Below are 19597 nucleotides of genomic sequence, written 5' to 3'. Positions count from 1 at the left end.
TATGATTGATCAACACCTTTTTAAACTTGATGGTGCTGGTGTAATTGTTAGAAGGCTTGCAGTGCTTGAAGTTCTGCAAGCCTTTTTGATTATTGGTCAAGCTCTATCGTTAAGTATGGTTCTGACTATTCTCTGGCAGGGAAAAAAGCTGAACTGGCTGTACTTACTGCTATTTGCGCTTTGTTTTACTGGTCGGCAGTTAAATGAGTGGTTTCAGGATAAAATGCTGGGCCATTATTCCAACCAGGAATCAGAAAAGCTGCGGCAGAAGTTATTAAGCAAAGTTTTTAATGAAGGTCAGGCTTTAGTCCAAAAGCAGGGAACAGGCAGTTTAATTACTATGGCGCTAGATGGAATTGATGAAGTCCGCAATTACATTAAACTGATCTATAACAAAGTTTTAACGATGATGATCGTGCCAGTTTTGCTTTTTATTGCAATGCTCTTCGTCAATTGGCAATGTGCGCTGATCTTATTAATCATGTACCCACTAATCGTACTGTTTATGATTATTCTGGGACATGCGGCACAAGATAAGGCGATTAAACAATTTGGTAATTTCCAGATATTGTCTAATAACTTTATTGATTCATTGCGCGGAATTGATACATTGAAATACTTGGGCTTGAGCAAGCGCTATTCCACCAGTATTTTTCATTTAAGCGAAAACTTTAGACGTAAAACTATGGCTGTTTTGCGTGTCGCAATGTTATCGACGTTTGCACTAGATTTTTTTACTACTTTATCGATTGCTGTGATTGCCGTTTATCTTGGATTTGATTTGTTAAATGGCAAGATTACGCTTTTCCCAGCTTTAGCGATTTTGATTTTGGCGCCAGAATATTTTTTGCCGATTCGTAATTTTGCCGGTGATTTTCACGCAACCTTGAATGGAAAAAATGCTTTTCATCGGATCAATGAATTGATCAAGGCGCCAAAAGAGCCGGTAGAAGAATTGCAATTAAGTCAATGGAGTCAAGACGACCAACTAACAATTAAAGATATGAATTTTAAATATGAAAAAGGCAGTAAGATAGGTCCTGTTTCGTTAAATATTCATGGCTATGAAAAAGTTGGCGTAATCGGAATGAGTGGCTCGGGTAAGTCAACTTTGATTAATTTGCTTAGTGGCTTTTTAACTCCAAAAAATGGTGAAATTACAATTCAAAAACAAGATGCGAAAACATTAAACATACCTAACTGGCACAAACAATTGATTTATATTCCACAGAATCCCTATGTTTTCACTGCAAGTTTGCGTGATAATGTTGCCTTTTATACTCCGGGGGCTTCTGATGATGAAATTAGGCAAGCAATTCATGTAGTTGGTTTGGATGATTTGGTAAAGGAACTACCGGATGGTTTAGATACGATTATCGGTCAAGGCAAGCGTGTCTTATCTGGAGGACAAGCACAAAGAATTGCTTTGGCCCGTGCCTTTCTAGATCAACAACGTAAAGTCATGATCTTCGATGAGCCTACAGCCCATCTGGATATTGAAACTGAAGTTGACTTGAAGAAAAAAATGTTGCCACTAATGAAAGATCATCTAGTGATTTTCGCTACGCATAGGCTGCACTGGATGAAAGAGATGGATTATATTTTGGTAATGGATCATGGCAAATTGGTGGAACAAGGAACCTTTGACGAACTGGAAAAGAAAAATGGCTACTTTGTCAAATTGATAGAAAAGATGAGAGGCGATCATGATGAGCAATAAAATTCTAATTATTAAAGCGTTAAAACATGATCGCTGGGTAAAACCATTTTTACACCGTTACAAAAAGACATTAATTTTAGCCATTTTCTTAGGGATTTTAACTTTTGTCTGTGGTGCAGGCTTGATGTTTTGTGCAGGCTTTTTAATTAGTAAATCTGCCACACGTCCAGAAAATATTTTGCTGGTATATGTGCCAATAGTTTTAACAAGAGCGTTGGGAATTGCTAGACCAACGATTCAGTATTTTGAAAGAATCGTCAGCCATAATTGGGTTTTACGAATGACATCTAAGTTTAGACAAAAGATGTATGATGCCTTGGAAAAAGACGCGGCATTATTCAACAGTAAATATCAGCTGGGGGATGTTTTAGGATTGCTCTCAGATGATATTAGTCACATTCAAAATCTTTACTTACGGTCAATCTTTCCGATGTTCGTAGCCTGGGGACTTTACGCTATTATTGTCATCAGTCTAGGTATTTTATCGCCACTGATGGGCTTGTGGATGCTAGTTACCTTCGGTTTAATGATTTTTGCAATTCCTATTTGGTCAATTGTGATTAATGGAGCACGGCAAGATTATGAAAAAGCTGCACAAGACAAGCTCTACGTTGACCTGACTGACAATGTCATGGGTGTAACCGATTGGATGCTTGCTGGCAGAAGTCAGGAATTCTTACAGTTGCACGTTGATAGTCGAGAAAAATTATTGGACGTTCACCAAAGGATGAAGAAGTTTGAACGCTTCCGAAATTTCTTGATGCAGATGCTCTTTTTGCTGATAGTTATTAGCTTAATTATCTGGGGTGCAGCTAAATTTGGTGGTCAGCAGAGTCTATTAACTAACTGGATTGCAGCCTTTGTTTTGGCGGCCTTTCCACTCAATGAAGCTTTGGCCGGTTTACCAACGGCAGCACAGGAAACAAATGTTTATCAAAAGTCATTAGTTAGATTGAATAACCTACCTGATCCTGATCAAAAGGTAAAAGAAAAGGCGCTGTCAATTGCAGCACCATATAATTTAACTATTCAGAATATTCACTATACTTATCTACATACTAAGAAAGAAATCTTACGTGGCATTAATTTAAATATTCATGCTGGTGAAAAGATTGCGATCTTGGGTAAAAGCGGAGCAGGCAAGAGTACTTTGGCTGCCTTATTAAGAGGTGATCGAAAGCCAACTGAAGGACAAATTGATTTGAATGGTATCGATGTTACAAAGTTTGGCGATCAAATGCCGAAATACTTTAGCGTCATTAATCAGAAGCCATATTTGTTCAACACGACAATTGCTAATAACCTACGCTTAGGTAATAAAGAGGCAAGTGATGATCAACTCTGGGATGTACTTGACCGAGTAGGTTTGAAAAAGACGATTGAGGCTTTACCTGAAAAGCTGGAGACGCAAGTAGAAGAAGCGGGATTGCGCTTTTCTGGTGGTGAGCGGCACCGCTTATCTTTAGCTCGTATTCTTTTGAAAAATACGCCTATCGTTTTGCTAGATGAACCAACCGTAGGTTTAGATCCAATTACAGAGCAAGCTGTCATTGAAACTTTTATGAAGCAACTGAATGGTAAAACTTTGATTTGGATAACTCACCATTTGCAAGGTATTGAAAAAATGAATCAGGTTATTTTTATCGAAGACGGTCAGATTGCCATGCAGGGTACGCCAGAACAATTGTGGCAAAATTCACGTTATCGTGAATTGAAAAAAGCCGATCAAGGACTTTGATCGACTAAAAGCTGCGTGTTAACAGCGTGTTAGGTAATTTCTTAAGTAATAAAACAGCAGGATTAGGTTTAAAAATGGCTAAGTTATCAATTGCCTTTTGCGCATATTGACGGGCTAACTTGTGACTATCGTCAATAACAGTGCTGTCTAACAGAATACTTTGTACTTTTTGCATATCTGCTAAAGTCATTTGGCGTTTCTTGTTAAGTAAAGGTAGCAGCTTATTTCTTAGTGCAGGTTGGTTTAATGCAAGCAAAAGTGGCAGAGAATAGACTCCAGTGGCTAAATCCTCTAGCGTTGGTTTGTTTAACTGCTTGCCACCGCTGTAATCAAGAATGTCATCGACAATTTGAAAGGCAATGCCTAAGTTTTCACCAAATTGTGCTAGAGCACTGCTTTGATCGATATTGCCACCAGCAAAATGGGCACCTTCTTCAGCGGCTAAACGGAAGAGAGCGGCGGTTTTACCTTTGATATCACCAAGATAGTCATCTAGTGTCTGTTTTAGATTAAAACGTTCAGCCATCTGACCTAATTCCCCGTTTAAAATCTTGCGCATCGTTTGCGCATTGCGGGCGAGATATTCATTTTCATCAATGGCGTTAAGCATCAAGTCGAAGAAGTCGGTAAAGAGTAAATCGCCAGTATAAACGGCTACATCTTTACCAAAAGCAGCTTGAATGCTTACGTTGCCACGGCGTTCGTCGGAGTCATCAATGATATCATCATGAATCAAAGTGGCCATGTGTAAAATTTCGATGGATGAAGCTAACTTGATAGTTTGCTTGTTAGCTTTGCCCACTGCATGAGCTGCAAGCAAAAGCAGACTAGGTCGTAAATATTTGCCACCGTTATCTGCCATTTGCAATAAAGCAGTTTGCAGGCTCTTGTGTGGTGTCTTGATGGTCTTCTGAATGAATTGGTTGACCTCTTCAAGCTCACTGGCGATCAGAGGATATTTTTTCCATGGTTTAGAATTATTCATTGATGAGGTTCCTTAACTAAATAAAACTATAATTATTATAAATAATTAGACATCTTTGAGAGGAAGTGTCTTGATGTCAATAAGTACATTTTTAGAATTGGTAGAAATCAAGGCGAAACCGGCTAGCGTGATGCCGTTCTCGCTGGGATTATGTTTCAGTGCATATTATTATCATTCCATTAACTGGGGCGTATCAATTGTCTTCTTCATTGCCATGTTTATGTTCAATATGGTAGTAGATATGTTGGATAATTATAATGACTATTATCACGCAGATAGTAAATCTTACCAACAAAAAACTAACATTATTGGTCGAGAAAATATCGATCCTAAGTTAGTCAGAAATCTGATTATCAGCATGACACTAATTTCAGCTGCTATCGGAATTTGGCTAGCTTCACAAACCGGTTGGGCAGTTCTATGGATGGGTCTCTTCTGTTACTTTATTGGTTTTGGTTATTCATCTGGTCCACACCCGATTTCAAGTTTGCCCTTAGGTGAGTTAGCTTCAGGCTTTACTATGGGCTTTATGATTGTACTGCTGAGCGTTTATCTGAATGCTTATCAGGTCTTTGCTTGGAACTGGCTTAGTGTTGGCCAAGTCTTCTTGTTGGCTCTAGCTGACGAGTTATGGATTTCTAATTTAATGCTAGCCAACAACATCTGTGATGCGCAAGAAGATGAAGACAATCATCGCAAGACAATCGTACACTTCATTGGTAAAAAAGCCGCATTGACTGCTTACAGTATGAAAAATGTTTTGGCATTTTTAGTCATCATTGTTTTACCATTTTTGAAAATTGCACCAGTCACTGTCTGGTTAACAGTTTTAATTGTACCGTTTGTTTATAAGCAAAACAAATTACTGTTACAAAAACAGGTAAAAACTGAAACGTTTATTTGTGCAGTCAAAACGCTATTAGTAGGTGCTTTAACTTATTCAATTACTTACATCATTGGCGTTTTGCTTTAGCTAGAAATCGAGGATTATTATGAAAACAATCGTTGTTTTAGGTGCAGGGTATGCAGGTTTGAAAACTGTTATCGCTTTACAAAAGAAATTGCACAAAGAAGTAAAAATTATCCTAGTTGATCAAAATCCATACCACTACGAAACCATGCGACTCTATGAGGTTGCTTCAGGCAGTTATCCATATACGAGAATGTCTTATCAGTTAAGTGATGTGCTTGATAAAGATATGACTGAATTAATTGTCGATCGAGTAGAAAAGATCAACATCAAAGAAAAGAACGTTGAATTAAAGAATCATGCACCGCTTAGCTATGACTATTTGGTAGTTGGCTTAGGCTGGGTCTTAAACGATATGGGCATTCAAGGTGCTAAAGAAAATGCTTTGCCAATGAGCAATGTTAAGGAAGCACAAGCAATTCGTGATCATATTTATGCAGAAATGAAAGCATATCGTGAGGATAAAGATAAAAAGCATTTGTCAATTGTGATCTGCGGTGCTGGCTTTCAAGCAATCGAATTAGCAGGTGCCTTAGCCGAAGCACGTCCACGCTTTGCCAAAATGGCCGGAGCAGATGCTAAGGACATTACGATCAAGATGCTGGATGGTTCGCCAGCTCTTTTGCCAATGTTCCAAGGTAAGCTCTTAGATTATGCACTGGGTTTAGTTAAGAAAAATAGTATTGAAATTATTAATCCAGCCTTTGTGCAAGGAGTTTCAGATCATTCCGTTTTATATAAAATGAAAGATTCTGATGAAATCAAGGAAATCCCAGCAGGTACTAGAATTTGGATGATGGGCTTCAGCGGCAGCCCTGTGATTGAGGCATCAGGCTTTAAGAATCGTCGTGGCAGAGTAATGGTCAGCGATCATTTAACTGCTCCTGAAAGTGATGATATTTACCTTCTGGGGGATGTTTCCAGCGTTATGGTCCCTGGTAAAAAGTGGCCATGGCCAAATACAGCTCAAATGGCTCTTTCAATGGCAAACTATGCTGCTAAGGATATTAGAAGCCGCATAAACGGCCAAGCAAGACCTTCAAAGTACGTTTACCATGATTTAGGTGTAGTTGTAGCAGTGGGTGAAACTAAGGCTGCAGGTAAGGCAATGGGCCACGGATACAAAGGATATATGGCTTCAGCTTTGAAGAAAATAATCATTGATAAGTCATTGATGGAAACTGGTGGTTTAAAGGAAACATTATCAGTTGGTCGTTTTGACTTGTATCATTAAAAGAAAAACGAATGCAAAAAAATAAGCATCAGTTGATGCTTATTTTTTATCGCTTATTTTCGTTTGTGCTCCATCATTTTTGGCTCAATGTAGAAGTGGTACAAGAATGAATAACCAAGTAAGACAAAGGTGATTCCTTCGATCCAACCACCAAACACATCTGATGGGTAGTGAACGTGAACGAAGATTCTAGTGTAGCCAATCAAGATTGGAAATAGTGCCCAAATGATGATCAACAATGTTTTCCAGAATTTGCTTTTCACGAGCAAAATAGTCAAAATAATTAAAACTCCAAACAGTGCTGCACTACCAACTGAGTGACCAGATGGGAAACTGTAGCCATCCGCATAAACCAGGTGGTGGACAATTGGACGATGCCGTTGAACGGCATGTTTGATGATCCAGTTGTAAGCGTTAGCGCAGATCATTATCCCCGCCGTGAAAAACGCGTAGGCGTATTGCTTAAAGACGATTAAAATGATGAATAAAATAATAGTTTCAATCGTGATTACGTTGGTGTTACCTAAATTGGTAAAAGTTTTGGCAAAAGCAACGTTAGCCGGATTTGTGTTGCAAACCATACTAATTACTGCGTTGTCAAAACTATGGATAAATTGTGAGCTTGATGAAACTAAAATCGCCCACGCAGCATAGATGACCACAAAAATAGCACCTGGGATTAAGGTGTCTCTTGGTGGATTTTTTGTATTAATCAAAAAGTGCACCCCTCTTGTAATTTTTAGCATTTGTGGTAAATTATAATCATTATCTATAAGAAAATAAAGGTCAGGAAGTATTAGTAAGGATATTTTTTCAGAGAGAGGCTGGTTGCTGCGAAGCCTTAGAATAAAATTACGAACTCGTCCTGGTATAAGAACCTATCGTTGCCATCCGCGTTAAGGAGCAAATTAAGTGTCACATTATGTGAAACTTAGGTGGTACCGCGATTATTTCGTCCTATGATTTAGTTCATAGGGCTTTTTATTTTGCAAAGGAGTAAATGATTTGTATAACCACAAAGTAGTTGAAAAGAAATGGCAAGATTATTGGGCAAAGCACGATACTTTTAAGACAGGTACTGATCCCAATAAGAAGAATTATTATGCATTGGATATGTTCCCATTCCCATCTGGTAAGGGACTTCACGTTGGTCACCCAGAAGGATACACTGCAACTGATATTGTTTCTAGAATGAAGCGTGCACAAGGCTACAACGTGCTTCACCCAATGGGTTGGGATGCATTTGGTTTGCCAACTGAACAATACGCTTTAAAGACTGGTGAAGATCCAGAAGTTGTTACTAAGAACAACATTGCTAACTTCAAGCGTCAATTGAACAAGTTAGGTTTCTCGTATGACTGGGACCGTGAAGTTACCACTTCAGACCCTAACTACTACAAGTGGACTCAATGGGTCTTTGAACAAATGTACAAGAAGGGCCTCGCATATGAAGCCGAAGTTCCAGTTAACTGGTCACCAGATTTAGGTACTGTTGTTGCAAACGAAGAAGTTATCGATGGTAAGACTGAACGTGGTGGTTACCCAGTTTACCGTAAGAACATGCGTCAATGGATGCTTAAGATGACTGCATATGCAGACCGTCTTTTGGAAGACCTTGATGGCTTGGACTGGCCAGAACCAGTTAAGGAAATGCAAAGAAACTGGATCGGCCGTTCAGTTGGTGCTCAAGTAACCTTCAAGATTAAGGGCAGCGACAAGACCTTCGATATCTTTACTACTCGTCCTGATACTTTATTCGGTTGTTCATACACTGTTCTTGCTCCAGAAAACAAGTTGGTACAAGAAATTACTACTGATGCACACAGAGACGAAGTTAATGCCTACATCAAGAAGATTGAATCAAAATCAGACCTTGAAAGAACTGACTTGAACAAGAACAAGACTGGTGTCTTTACTGGTGCTTACGCAATTAATCCAGTAAACGGCAAGGAAGTTCCAATCTGGATTTCAGACTATGTTTTAGCAAGCTACGGTACAGGTGCCGTAATGGCAGTTCCTGCCCACGATGATCGTGACTACGCTTTTGCTACCAAGTTTGGTTTACCAATTAATCCAGTACTTAAAGGCGGCGACATTACTAAGGAAGCCTTCACTGAGGATGGTCCACACATTAATTCAGAATTCTTAAACGGCTTAAACATTGAAGACGCTAAGAAGAAGATGGTTGACTGGCTTGAAGACCACAACTGTGGTGAAAAGAAGGTTAACTACAAGCTTCGTGACTGGGACTTCTCTCGTCAACGTTACTGGGGTGAACCAATTCCAGTTATTCACTGGGAAGATGGTGAAACTACTCTTGTTCCTGAAGACCAATTGCCACTTCGTTTGCCACATGCAACTGACATTAAGCCATCAGGTACTCCAGAAAGTCCATTAGCTAACTTGACTGACTGGGTAAATGTAGTTGATAAAAACGGTAGAAAAGGTAAGCGTGAAACTAACACTATGCCTAACTGGGCAGGTTCAAGCTGGTACTACCTTCGTTATGTTGACCCACACAATGATAAAGAATTAGCTGACTATGACTTACTTAAGCAATGGCTTCCAGTTGATCTTTACATTGGTGGTGCAGAACACGCCGTTCGTCACCTTCTTTATGCAAGATTCTGGCACAAGGTTCTTTACGACTTGGGTGTTGTTCCAACCAAGGAACCATTCCAACGCTTGTACAACCAAGGTTTGATTTTGAAGAACCACGAAAAGATGTCTAAGTCTAAGGGGAACGTTGTTAACCCAGATGACGTGATCGATGAATACGGTGCAGACTCACTTAGAATGTACGAAATGTTCATGGGACCACTTGATGCATCAATCGACTGGGACGACAATGGTCCAGCTTCAACTAAGAAGTTCTTAGACCGTGTATGGCGTCTATTCGTTAACGACCTTGACCTTAAGGCAATTCCTCAAGAACGCATTGTTGATAAGAACGATGGCGAACTTGATAAGGTTTACGCCGAAACTGTTAAGAAGGTAACTGAAGACTTTGATGCACTTCATTTCAACACTGCTATTTCTCAAATGATGGTCTTCATCAATGCTGCACAAAAGGCTAAGACTATTCCACGGGAATACGCAGAAGGCTTCGTTAAGCTTTTGGCGCCAGTTGCTCCACACATGATGGAAGAAATTTGGCAAATATTTGGTCATGATGAATCAATTACTTACGCTAAGTGGCCAACTTACGATCCAGCTAAGTTAGTTGAATCAACTGTTGAAATCATGGTTCAAGTCAACGGTAAGCTTCGTGGCAAGTTCCAAGCAGCTAAGGATGCTGACAGAAACGACGTTCAAAAACAAGCTATGGCACTTCCACACGTTCAAAAATTCTTAGAAGGCAAGGACGTTAAGAAAGTTATCGTCGTACCAAACAAGATCGTTAACATCGTAGCTAAATAAGTTAAGTTTTTCCTAAAAGAACAATAAGTTTTATACTTATCGCTTAAATTGCGTGATAATTAATTAGTTAATACTTCTTATTAGGGAAAATTCATGGAAGAAGAAAATAACTTAAATAGCAAAGATACACAAAATACGTTTCTAAAAGGCTCCGCATGGATGACCTTTGGTTCGATTGCTTCAAGAATTCTAGGTGCGCTATATATCATTCCATGGTATGCATGGATGGGTGCATATGGGAATATTGCTAATGCGTTGACGGCTCGAAGTTATAATATCTATACCATTTTTATTCTGATTTCGACTGCTGGAATTCCCGGTGCAATTGCCAAGCAGGTAGCCAAGTACAATGCGCTAAACGAATATGGTATTGGACGTAAACTATTTCATAGAGGATTAGTCCTAATGGCAATCCTAGGTGTCGTATCGGCCGCGATTATGTATTTTGTCTCGCCGCTTTTGGCGTCAAATGGGAGTCAAAGCGATCCGAGACAGGTTGCGGTTATGCGTAGCTTGTCTTATGCCATTTTGATTATTCCGATTTTGAGTATCATGCGTGGATATTTCCAGGGTTACGCGGATATGATGCCGAGTGCCATGTCGCAATTTGTGGAGCAGTTTGCGCGTGTGGTATGGATGCTGTTAACTGCCTTTGTAATTATGCAAGTGCAGCATGGTTCATATGTCCACGCAGTTATTCAATCTAATTTAGCTGCCGCAATTGGTGCCGCATTTGGTATCGGCTTGCTTGTCTGGTTCTTATTTTCAAGAAGAAAGCAGCTAGATAGCTTAGTTGCTCATTCCAATAATCGTCTGCGAGTTTCAACCACACAATTATTTGTGGAAATTATTGAACAGGCTATTCCATTTATCATTATTGATTCAGGAATTACCTTGTTCTCATTGGTTGACCAATATACTTTCCACCCAATGATTGCTGGTTTGGTTCACGCTAGCTCAGATACAATTGAAGACTGGTACGCACTGTTTGGTTTGAATGCTAACAAGTTAATTATGATTATCGTTTCTTTGGCTAGTGCGATGGCGGTAACTGCAATTCCGCTTTTATCAGCAGCGCATACAAGGGGCGACTTCAGAAGCATTTCTAGACAGATTGCGAATACGATGGACTTGTTCTTATTCGTAATGATTCCAGCCGCATTTGGGATGGCAGCTATTAGTAGACCAATTTATACCGTCTTTTATGGTCCAGATCCACTTGGTAGTAAAGTGCTTTACTTATCTTCATTTACTGCAATTAGCTTGGGTTTGTTCACGGTATTAATGGCAATTTTGCAAGGTTTATCAGAAAATGGCCTGGCTATTAAATATTTAGTCTTAGGTTTAATTCTAAAAGGGATCTTGCAGTTCCCAATGATCTTTTTATTCAAGATCTACGGACCACTAGTTGCTACTAATCTTGGTTTATTAGTAATTGTGCTTTTATCACTTAAACACTTGGAAGTACAATATGATTTCAATTTGAATAGAACCAGCCGCAGATTAATCGGAATCACTGCATTTTCAATCGGGATGTTCTTGATTGTTAAATTGGTAGAAATGGGTTTAGGCAAGTTCTTGAATCCAGATCATAGAATTACGGCTCTGATTTTAGTAATTTTATCTGTTAGTGTCGGTATTGCCTTTTATGGCTTTGCTGCATTGAAGACGGATTTAGCCCAAAAGATTATGGGTAGTCGAATCGAAAATATTTTGGTTAAGTTTCACATCCATGGTTAAAATTGAATAAGACAAAAACAACCAATGTCGTCATTCAGACATTGGTTGTTTTTTGTTACATTTAAGGGTTTTAAACAATGTGCAAAAATTATTCTAGGAGTGTTGCATTTGTAATGATAGCTAATCTGGAGTAATTGCAGTTAAAACAAAGACCCCAATTAGTTCAAGTGCTAAAAAAGTAATTCCAATAGTGGCTGTCATAATAAGCCATCTCCTTATCTGGAGAATAAACATCATAATGTTTATTCCAATTCATATTATCCTTTACACCATTTACTTTAACATAGAATTCATTATAATAAAAGCGCTTTCATAAAAAGAGTGAGAAAAAAGCCGATTTAATTTAAATCGACTTTAGTGCCCCTGCCAAGGACCTTTATTATAACATTTACTATAAGCAAAAGTTATAACTAACTAGTAATTATAAATATTTCTCAATTCCTTCTTTTGAGAATAGAATATTAATTGAAATAAATGATAAGCAATCAATAAAGAAAAGAAGGATAATAATATGGCTAAGAATGAAGAAGAAGTAAAGAATACTCCATTTGGTTTTGGTACATCAAACGATGCATACGCAAAGTATTTCACCGGTAAAAGTTACTTAAACCCACTTGCAACCAAAGCTAACTGCAACATTGCAAATGTTAACTTTGAACCAGGCTGTATTAACAAGTGGCATGAACACACAGTTCCACAAATCTTAGTTTGTGTTGCTGGTGAAGGCTGGGTACAAGAAGAGGGGAAGCCAGCTCACAAGATGACCCCAGGTGACGTTTACATTGTTTCACCAAACACTAGACACTGGCATGGTGCAGCTAAAGATTCATGGTTCTCACACCTTTCAATCATGGCTGATACTGACAAGGCTAAGACTACTTGGTACGAAGATGTAGCCCCAGACTACTACAACAACTTAAAGTAAAAACACTTTGATATTTAAAAACCACAGAGTTGAAAAATCGACTCTGTGGTTTTTTTATGCTGTTTTACCAATTGCTCTGAAAATATTAAATCCACTAACAAGAATGATGAATCCGCAGGCCAAGATCAAAACTGTTTCGTCAGAATTATCAAGCAAAATACCAGCTGCAATTGAACTAATCGGTCCACCAATAGAGGTACTAGTGCGAATAGTGGTTAAAACACGTCCAAGTACTTCGTCATTTGAGGTAATTTGAATCATTGACTCAGCTAAAATATTATGAATGCTTGTCATCAAACCAAATAGAAAAATCAGTCCCATGAAGATGAGCCAACTATTACTGAAGAAGATCATCGAAATTAAGGGAATAGCACTACTTAGCCAGGTAAAACCAATAGTTTTTATTCGTACAGTTAATTTACCTGCAATAGTTGCACCGATGATAAAACCAAGCATGAAGCAGATGTAGAACATACTATAGAAGCTGGCTTTACCGCTTCTTTGGGCGATTCGTGGCAATAAGATTGTCATTGCTGGCGTTACAAATGAGTACAGGATTGAAGACCAAAAATAATGATTTAGAAATTGGTTATTTTTGATAAACTTATAGCCACTAAAAATTTGCTTATAGTATTTGGGCTTTGCCTCTTGTGGTACTCTGTTTTTAACTTCTTTTAAAGCATAGAACAAAAATACAAGACTGATTAAACTTAGCAAACTACAAATTAACATTACATTGGCGGAAATCAACCAGGTTAATAAAAGACCTGAAAATACTGTTCCAGCAATGTTTACGAACTGATCGATACTGCTAACTTTTGAGATTAGATTATTTAACTCTTGCTCATCAGCTACCGTTTCCTTTAAAATTGCTCGATCCGCTGGATTAAAGAATTCATCACAGATGGAGACTACACCTGCGCAAATTAACGCTAAAATGTAACTTTTACTGAACTGATAAACTGCAGCGGTTGTGGCAAATAAGAAAACTGTTTGTACGAGCATTGAGTAATAGCTAGTTTTCTTAAATGAATAGCGATCGATAATTGGACCATAAAAGATGGAAAGGGCAGCTGTGGTGGAAAAGATGGCTTCGGCGATTCCCACAACAAAGGAACTTTTGGTGGATGTTTGTAGCCACCAGATGAAGACCATGCTGAAAAGTGAATTGGCTATGCCGCCAACGGCACGTGAGATAAAATAGGATTTTTTGTTTAACATAGGCTTTTACTTTATCATCATTTTGTCGAAAGTATCATATCCACACCAAGAATATGGATTGTTTCTGATGATTTTATCTATTTTTTTAAATACATGTGTAGATTCATCAATAATATTTTGTCGATTTTGAATTTCAGATGGATAAATCGGATCTTCAAAAGTGATCTTAATTTTATATTTTTCTGTCATTTCAGTATGTAATATTATAATTGGAACCTGCATTTTGTTGCTTACCCATGAACTACCTAATGGCATTGAGACATCCTTACCTAATAATTTTACAGTATGTTGTGGTCCTAAGCCCATTGAAATTTCTGGTGGGATTGCTACCACTTTGCCTTGGCTAATATCTTTTAATGCTTTTCTTAATATTAACGGATATGGAACACCGTAATTGTCAACTATATAATTATACTCAATGTTCTTAACAGTAGGAGTGTATAACTTATTGATTTTTTCTATCTTTTTTAAAGATGTTTCTAATCCATATAAAGAACAAATTATATTTTTATTTATTAAGGAAATGTAATTCGTTAATATTTGATATAAATCATTATGTAAAGGATTAAGTACAACTGCACCGTATTTTTTTATAGAATCTAAATAGACTTTTTCATTAATAATTTCGACATTATCTTTTATAAAATCTGGAGAATAAAAATGAAATAGGTGAAAGCCATAGTATACAGGAGTATTATAAAAATCTCTTGTAAAATATTTCTCAATAATTTCAATTTTCCTTTCTGAACTTGAATTGATATTCGTTAAAAGAATATTATCAATTAGTTTTTTATACAGTTGTATGTTCTTGACTATTTCTTGATTTACAGATTCTTCTCTGATTTTTTTGAAAACCTGTAATTGTTTGTCATAGTCAGTATATTCTTTTAATAAACCTTGATAAAATTTATAATCTTTAATTAAGGAATCGAAAATAAAAGCTTGTTTAATCATATATTAGTTTCCCTTTTTACAAATAGGACAATAATCTTTTTTATTAATTGTCAACGTAATCCACTTGATTTTTAAAGTAAGAAAATCAATTATTCCTATCTTATTAGTTAAAATAGGATTCAATTCTTTGCATAAAACATTTATAACTTCTTGAGCATGAATAGAAGCAATGAAATTAGCCAGAGTGCTTGTAACACCTGCTTGTGAATCATGATTTAAAACAGGCACGTAATTTTTGATTTCACTACCGTATGATAAATTAGCGCAATTCCAGCAAATAGTTTTCCCTGGAATCGTAGTGAGACCTAAACTTATAGTTCTTCCTCTGTAACCAATTCCATTTATCATGGGTACACCTAAACTGAGGTAGTAATTAGTTACCCATTTTCCAGTAAAATAACTATTGGGTTCATCAAGACAATTAACTACAATATCTGGAATTTGATTTATTTTCGTAAAATCATTTTTACTGTGTATAGTAAATACATGCTTTTCAACAACTATATTAGGATTTATTTTTTTGAGTTTATTGGATATTGCATCAACTTTATATTTTCCAATGTCATCTTTAAAATATAGAGCCTGTCTACCTAGGTTAGTATTTTCAACTATATCAGAATCTACAAGTATGAAATGAGTTATTCCTGCTTGAGCTAAGAAATATGAAATACAACTACCTACACCACCTAAGCCTAAAATTAAAATCGTCTTATTACTTAATTTATCTTGCATAGCTTCTGAGTTAGATACAATATCTGAATAAAAAATGACTTGTCTGCTTACAATAGAATTTTCATATTTATTTTTTCTAACTTTTTCAATCACTTGAGATTCAATTAAGAAGTAAAAAAAGTCTTGTATTTCTTTGTCGGATACCCGAGGATAGTTATTTTTAATTCGATTAATTAAATTAGATTTTGTTATACCAGAAGTAAGTAAATTTAAAATAAAGCGACATACCTCAGTGCATTTAATATTTATTTCTTTATGAGTATTCATAAAGATTATCTTAATTTTGTTTTTATTCTGAAATAATTTAACAGTCTTTTTAATTCTATACATTTGTTTTGTTTGAAATTACATATTGTATTAATTGTTCTACTGATAATAAAGCATCATAGTCTTTCATATTATCAGAAACTTGAATATCAAGTTTTTCTTCTAAATTATCAAATAGTTCTAGATAATCTAAAGAGTCTAATTCGTAATCTTTCATAAGGTTAGATTTTTCATTTAAATCTTGAGCATCAATTCCGTTATCTTCTAAATAATTCTTGATAATTAAAAGTATTTTTTCTTTTATTTCCTTTTTATCCATTAGCAGTACTCCTATGTTTTGTTAATTAAAAAAGGGCCGAAGCCCTTCTTTAATTAACAATTATTATTACAACTTTGTTTTGGACCAGAAAGTAATTCGTGACCAGCTTCTTTAAGTTGATCCAAAATTTCGAAATCTAATTTAGCATCTGGGTTTAATACTTGACAGTTGTTATTCATATAAATACTCCTTTAATATATAACATTATTTTTCTTAACTTGAGTACCTAGTCAATGCTTTAATGAATTGAATTTTAGGTATTTTTTAATTACTTAAAACTGGTAATACAACGATAACCATAACCATTCTCCTTTCTTTAGAAGATAAACTGATTATAAAACGTAAATAATAAATAAATTTGAAATTTGTAAATTTGCAAATTTTATTACTTGGCAAGATTTATAGTAAATTTTTCGTATCCTGCATCTTTTAGAAGATCTAATATTTGATCTTTTTTTACATTTTCATTATTAAACAAATATTTAAAGTATTTTCCTAGCAACCTATACATTAATAGATCCGGGTTTCGTGCTAATTTATTTAAAAGATTAATAGATTTATTAACCAAGACTAAATTCTTCTCTGAATAACAACGATTTAAATAGTTTATACAAATACCTGCAATTCTTCTTTGATCTTCAAATGAAAGGGAGTAAATTTTGTTGGTATACTCACTCAAAATCTTGTTCATATAAATGTTTAATCTATCCATATCGAAAATTAACATTGAACTTCCGAATAATTGAAGAAATACTTTGTCATTTGTCCAATCGTCAAACTTGTTTAATTCTTCTGAAAATTGTCTTTCAAGATTTTTATTATGCGAAATATCTTTATTTTCTAAAGTCAAAATAATCAATTCTGTTCTAAGCAATAATGAATTATCAAGGCTACTTTGTTTTAAATAGTCTTTTATTTTTTTGACCTTCGTTAAATCTCTATCGTAAAAGGCTTGAGCTAAAGTTTCTAATACAGTTTGTTTTATTTGTGTATTATTTTGAAAAGTTTGAATCAATTGATTTATATCTAAATTATTAATGGATATTAGTTTAACAAAATCTGATACTTTAAAATCTTGTTCACCGTTTTCCACTCTAGAATATTGAGAAACGGAAATAATATTTTGTACAAAGTCTTGTTGCGTTAATCCTAATTTCTTTCGTTCTTCTCTTAGATATTCTCCAAGTTTCATATTCATTGGCATACCTCCTTTTTCGATATTTTATCAGGGATAATTTAATAAGAAATATTTATTATACATAATAACAAATCTGAGATATGTAGTTATGTTCATAAAATGCTATTATTATTACTGAGAACTTAACTAAGAAGATAGGTAATCTTTATGAATAACTTATACCAGGAAATTAATGATGCTTTATATCATGTATACTACGGAATTCAACGAATTGAAGAAGAATTAAAGAAAAGTCGCTTCAATGATCTTACCCCAAAAGAATTGCACGCCATTGATGCTATTACCATGTATGAACGTCCAACTACATCTCAAGTAGCAGAAAAATTACATTTAACAAGAGCTACGATGACAGTAACTGTCGATCGACTAGTTAGAAAAGGCTACGTTGAACGAATTCGTGGCCGACAAGATCGCCGCGTTGTTCATTTGAAGTTAACGATGCGGGGTAGAGTGGTATGTCGTGCATATCATGCTTATCACAATCGTATGGTTAAAAGCTTTTTGCAAAATCTAGATGAAAATGAATTGCAAACGATTTATCATGCTTTTAAGAACTTGGACGATTTTTTGAACTCACATTAATACTATTTTGGCTTTACTAAGCAGACTGAAGATTCAGCCTGCTTTTTTTAATGCACGAAAAAATAATTTTTAAATAAAAAGGCTTTCAATACTAAGAATATCGAATTTCTCGATTTCTATATGAGCTTAATATTTGTTGACAATAAAAAGAATAATGATATGATTTGCATATCAAATAGTTAGATATACTAATTATAATAAAATGAGAAAAACGGAGATGAAATTATGCCAATTAATGCTGCTGAAATTCAAAGTAAGTTAGATTGTCAGCCATCTTTGATGCTACTGGACCAAGTTGTTGTTTTGGATAAAGACAAGCAAATCATTGCTCAAAAGAGTGTTAGTGCTAATGAAATCTACTTTCAAGGACATTTTCCTAATAATCCAGTGATGCCAGGAGTACTTTTAATTGAATCAATGGTGGAAGCAGCCAAGTTAATGTGGGATGAGCCAGATTTGGTTCTTACTCAGGTTAAGCGCGGACGTTTCCGTGAAATGGTTAAACCAGGGATGCAATTGACGATCAAAGTTATTGCTAAGGAAAAATATTCTTGCCAAGCAGAGGTTTTAATTGCTGAGAAAAAAGCTTGTACAGCAGATTTGAGTTTTAGGACAGAATAAAAGTGAAAGACGTAAAAATTGTAGCGACTAATTTTGCTGTGCCTGAGCATATTGTTACCAATAATGATTTAAGTAAAATCATGGATACCTCGGACGAATGGATTGTTAAACGTACAGGTATAAAAAGACGATACATTAGTCAAAAGGAAAATACCTCAGACTTAGCAACTCAAGTAGCGATAGGCCTGTTGAAAAAAAGTAGCGTATCTGCTCAAGACATTGACCTCATCATTGTGGCAACGATGTCACCTGATAATATGACGCCAGCTACTGCAGCAATGGTTCAAGGTAGAATCGGTGCCGAAAATGCAGTTTGCTTTGATATCTCGGCGGCCTGCTCAGGTTTTTCTTATGCTGTTAGCCTTGCTAGAGGGATGATGTTAACGAATCATTTGCAAAATGCAATAGTGATTGGAGCTGAGGTGTTATCTAAGCTGTTAGATTGGACGGATCGTTCAACAGCAGTTTTATTTGGCGATGGGGCTGGTGGTGTTTTATTAGAGCAAACCAATATGAAACACTTTTTAGGGCAAAGTTTACGAACTTTTGGCAACAAAGGTGATCGATTAGTTGCTGGTCATTTAGGTGTTACTGATGATGTCTTAAAAAATAAGAGAAAATTATCAGCCTTCACTATGAATGGCCAAGAAGTTTATCGCTTTGCCACACATGAAGTTCCACGATCAATTCTGAAAGCTTGCTCAGATGCACAAGTTGAACTTGAGCAAATCGATTATTTTCTTTTGCATCAAGCAAACAGCCGAATCATTGCTCAAGTAGCTAAAAAGTTAAAACAGCCATTAAGCAAATTTGCGATTGATATTGACGAGTATGGCAATACAGCAGCTGCTAGTGAAGCAATTTTGCTAGCAGAAATGATGCAAAAAAGGCAAATAAAACCAGGCGAAGTTATCGCTTTAAGTGGATTTGGTGGTGGCTTAACGACCGCCACACTAATTATTAAGTATTAA

The 19597-nt window shown here is 36.0% G+C and carries 18 protein-coding genes and 1 other annotated feature; of the genes, 10 read left to right on the top strand and 8 right to left on the bottom strand.

What is annotated here, in order from left to right; all coding sequences use genetic code 11:
- The first annotated feature begins 1 nt into the window (after position 1).
- The gene (cydD, locus tag LA20531_RS03290) at positions 2-1720 is read left to right on the top strand and encodes a thiol reductant ABC exporter subunit CydD (RefSeq protein ID WP_056939777.1); all 1719 of its coding nucleotides are present in this window, start codon (positions 2-4) and stop codon (positions 1718-1720) included.
- Positions 1710-3458: a thiol reductant ABC exporter subunit CydC gene (cydC, locus tag LA20531_RS03285; RefSeq protein WP_056939778.1), complete on the top strand. Its 1749-nt coding sequence runs from the start codon at positions 1710-1712 to the stop codon at positions 3456-3458. Before cydD ends, cydC begins: the two co-directional genes overlap by 11 nt.
- Positions 3459-3462: 4 nt before the next feature.
- Here cydC and LA20531_RS03280 read toward each other — a convergent pair whose 3' ends face one another.
- Entirely contained in the window at positions 3463-4443 is a 981-nt protein-coding gene (locus tag LA20531_RS03280) for a polyprenyl synthetase family protein (RefSeq protein ID WP_056939779.1), read from the bottom strand.
- Between the two features lie 73 nt (positions 4444-4516).
- Between LA20531_RS03280 and LA20531_RS03275 the strand changes: the two genes are divergently transcribed.
- Both LA20531_RS03275 and LA20531_RS03270 read left to right on the top strand, forming a co-directional pair.
- Positions 4517-5416 (top strand): prenyltransferase, encoded by a 900-nt coding sequence (locus LA20531_RS03275; RefSeq protein WP_056939780.1) that lies wholly within the window; start codon positions 4517-4519, stop codon positions 5414-5416.
- 19 nt (positions 5417-5435) lie between these two features.
- Positions 5436-6647 (top strand): NAD(P)/FAD-dependent oxidoreductase, encoded by a 1212-nt coding sequence (locus tag LA20531_RS03270; RefSeq protein ID WP_056939781.1) that lies wholly within the window; start codon positions 5436-5438, stop codon positions 6645-6647.
- Positions 6648-6700: 53 nt separating this feature from the next.
- Here LA20531_RS03270 and LA20531_RS03265 read toward each other — a convergent pair whose 3' ends face one another.
- Positions 6701-7363, bottom strand: coding sequence for a phosphatase PAP2 family protein (locus tag LA20531_RS03265; protein WP_056939782.1), 663 nt, complete (start codon positions 7361-7363; stop codon positions 6701-6703).
- 63 nt (positions 7364-7426) lie between these two features.
- Positions 7427-7610, top strand: a binding site (T-box leader).
- Positions 7611-7652: 42 nt separating this feature from the next.
- Here LA20531_RS03265 and leuS point away from each other — a divergent pair.
- The 3 genes from leuS to LA20531_RS03250 all read left to right on the top strand — a co-directional run bounded on the left by leuS (position 7653) and on the right by LA20531_RS03250 (position 12732).
- Entirely contained in the window at positions 7653-10067 is a 2415-nt protein-coding gene (gene leuS / locus LA20531_RS03260; protein WP_056939783.1) for a leucine--tRNA ligase, read from the top strand.
- Positions 10068-10160: 93 nt separating this feature from the next.
- Complete coding sequence (locus tag LA20531_RS03255; protein WP_056939784.1) at positions 10161-11807, top strand: putative polysaccharide biosynthesis protein; 1647 nt, start codon at positions 10161-10163, stop codon at positions 11805-11807.
- A gap of 511 nt (positions 11808-12318) precedes the next feature.
- Positions 12319-12732: a cupin domain-containing protein gene (locus tag LA20531_RS03250; protein ID WP_013642363.1), complete on the top strand. Its 414-nt coding sequence runs from the start codon at positions 12319-12321 to the stop codon at positions 12730-12732.
- A 54-nt stretch (positions 12733-12786) separates the two neighbouring features.
- Here LA20531_RS03250 and LA20531_RS03245 read toward each other — a convergent pair whose 3' ends face one another.
- The 6 genes from LA20531_RS03245 to LA20531_RS03225 form a co-directional block, all read right to left on the bottom strand.
- The gene (locus LA20531_RS03245) at positions 12787-13953 is read right to left on the bottom strand and encodes an MFS transporter (protein WP_056939785.1); all 1167 of its coding nucleotides are present in this window, start codon (positions 13951-13953) and stop codon (positions 12787-12789) included.
- 6 nt (positions 13954-13959) lie between these two features.
- On the bottom strand, positions 13960-14907 hold the full coding sequence (locus LA20531_RS11545) for a lysophospholipid acyltransferase family protein (RefSeq protein ID WP_236704138.1): 948 nt from the start codon (positions 14905-14907) through the stop codon (positions 13960-13962).
- 3 nt (positions 14908-14910) lie between these two features.
- Positions 14911-15969, bottom strand: a complete 1059-nt coding sequence (locus LA20531_RS03235) for a HesA/MoeB/ThiF family protein (protein WP_056939786.1) — start codon at positions 15967-15969, stop codon at positions 14911-14913.
- Positions 15962-16225: an acyl carrier protein gene (locus tag LA20531_RS03230; protein ID WP_056939787.1), complete on the bottom strand. Its 264-nt coding sequence runs from the start codon at positions 16223-16225 to the stop codon at positions 15962-15964. The genes LA20531_RS03235 and LA20531_RS03230 overlap by 8 nt, the downstream gene beginning before the upstream one ends.
- Positions 16226-16278: 53 nt before the next feature.
- The gene (locus tag LA20531_RS11825) at positions 16279-16404 is read right to left on the bottom strand and encodes a hypothetical protein (protein ID WP_257790265.1); all 126 of its coding nucleotides are present in this window, start codon (positions 16402-16404) and stop codon (positions 16279-16281) included.
- Between the two features lie 206 nt (positions 16405-16610).
- Positions 16611-17423, bottom strand: a complete 813-nt coding sequence (locus LA20531_RS03225) for a helix-turn-helix domain-containing protein (RefSeq protein ID WP_056939788.1) — start codon at positions 17421-17423, stop codon at positions 16611-16613.
- Positions 17424-17570: 147 nt separating this feature from the next.
- Here LA20531_RS03225 and LA20531_RS03220 point away from each other — a divergent pair, with 147 nt between their 5' ends.
- From LA20531_RS03220 to LA20531_RS03210, 3 genes are all read left to right on the top strand, one after another.
- Positions 17571-18005, top strand: a complete 435-nt coding sequence (locus LA20531_RS03220; RefSeq protein ID WP_099202249.1) for a MarR family winged helix-turn-helix transcriptional regulator — start codon at positions 17571-17573, stop codon at positions 18003-18005.
- Positions 18006-18230: 225 nt separating this feature from the next.
- Positions 18231-18626: an ApeI family dehydratase gene (locus tag LA20531_RS03215; RefSeq protein ID WP_013642358.1), complete on the top strand. Its 396-nt coding sequence runs from the start codon at positions 18231-18233 to the stop codon at positions 18624-18626.
- 2 nt (positions 18627-18628) lie between these two features.
- Complete coding sequence (locus tag LA20531_RS03210) at positions 18629-19597, top strand: beta-ketoacyl-ACP synthase III (protein WP_056939789.1); 969 nt, start codon at positions 18629-18631, stop codon at positions 19595-19597.

Origin of the sequence: Lactobacillus amylovorus DSM 20531 (genome assembly GCF_002706375.1) — a bacterium.
Taxonomy (GTDB): domain Bacteria; phylum Bacillota; class Bacilli; order Lactobacillales; family Lactobacillaceae; genus Lactobacillus; species Lactobacillus amylovorus.
This window is presented reverse-complemented; position numbering and strand designations above follow the sequence as displayed.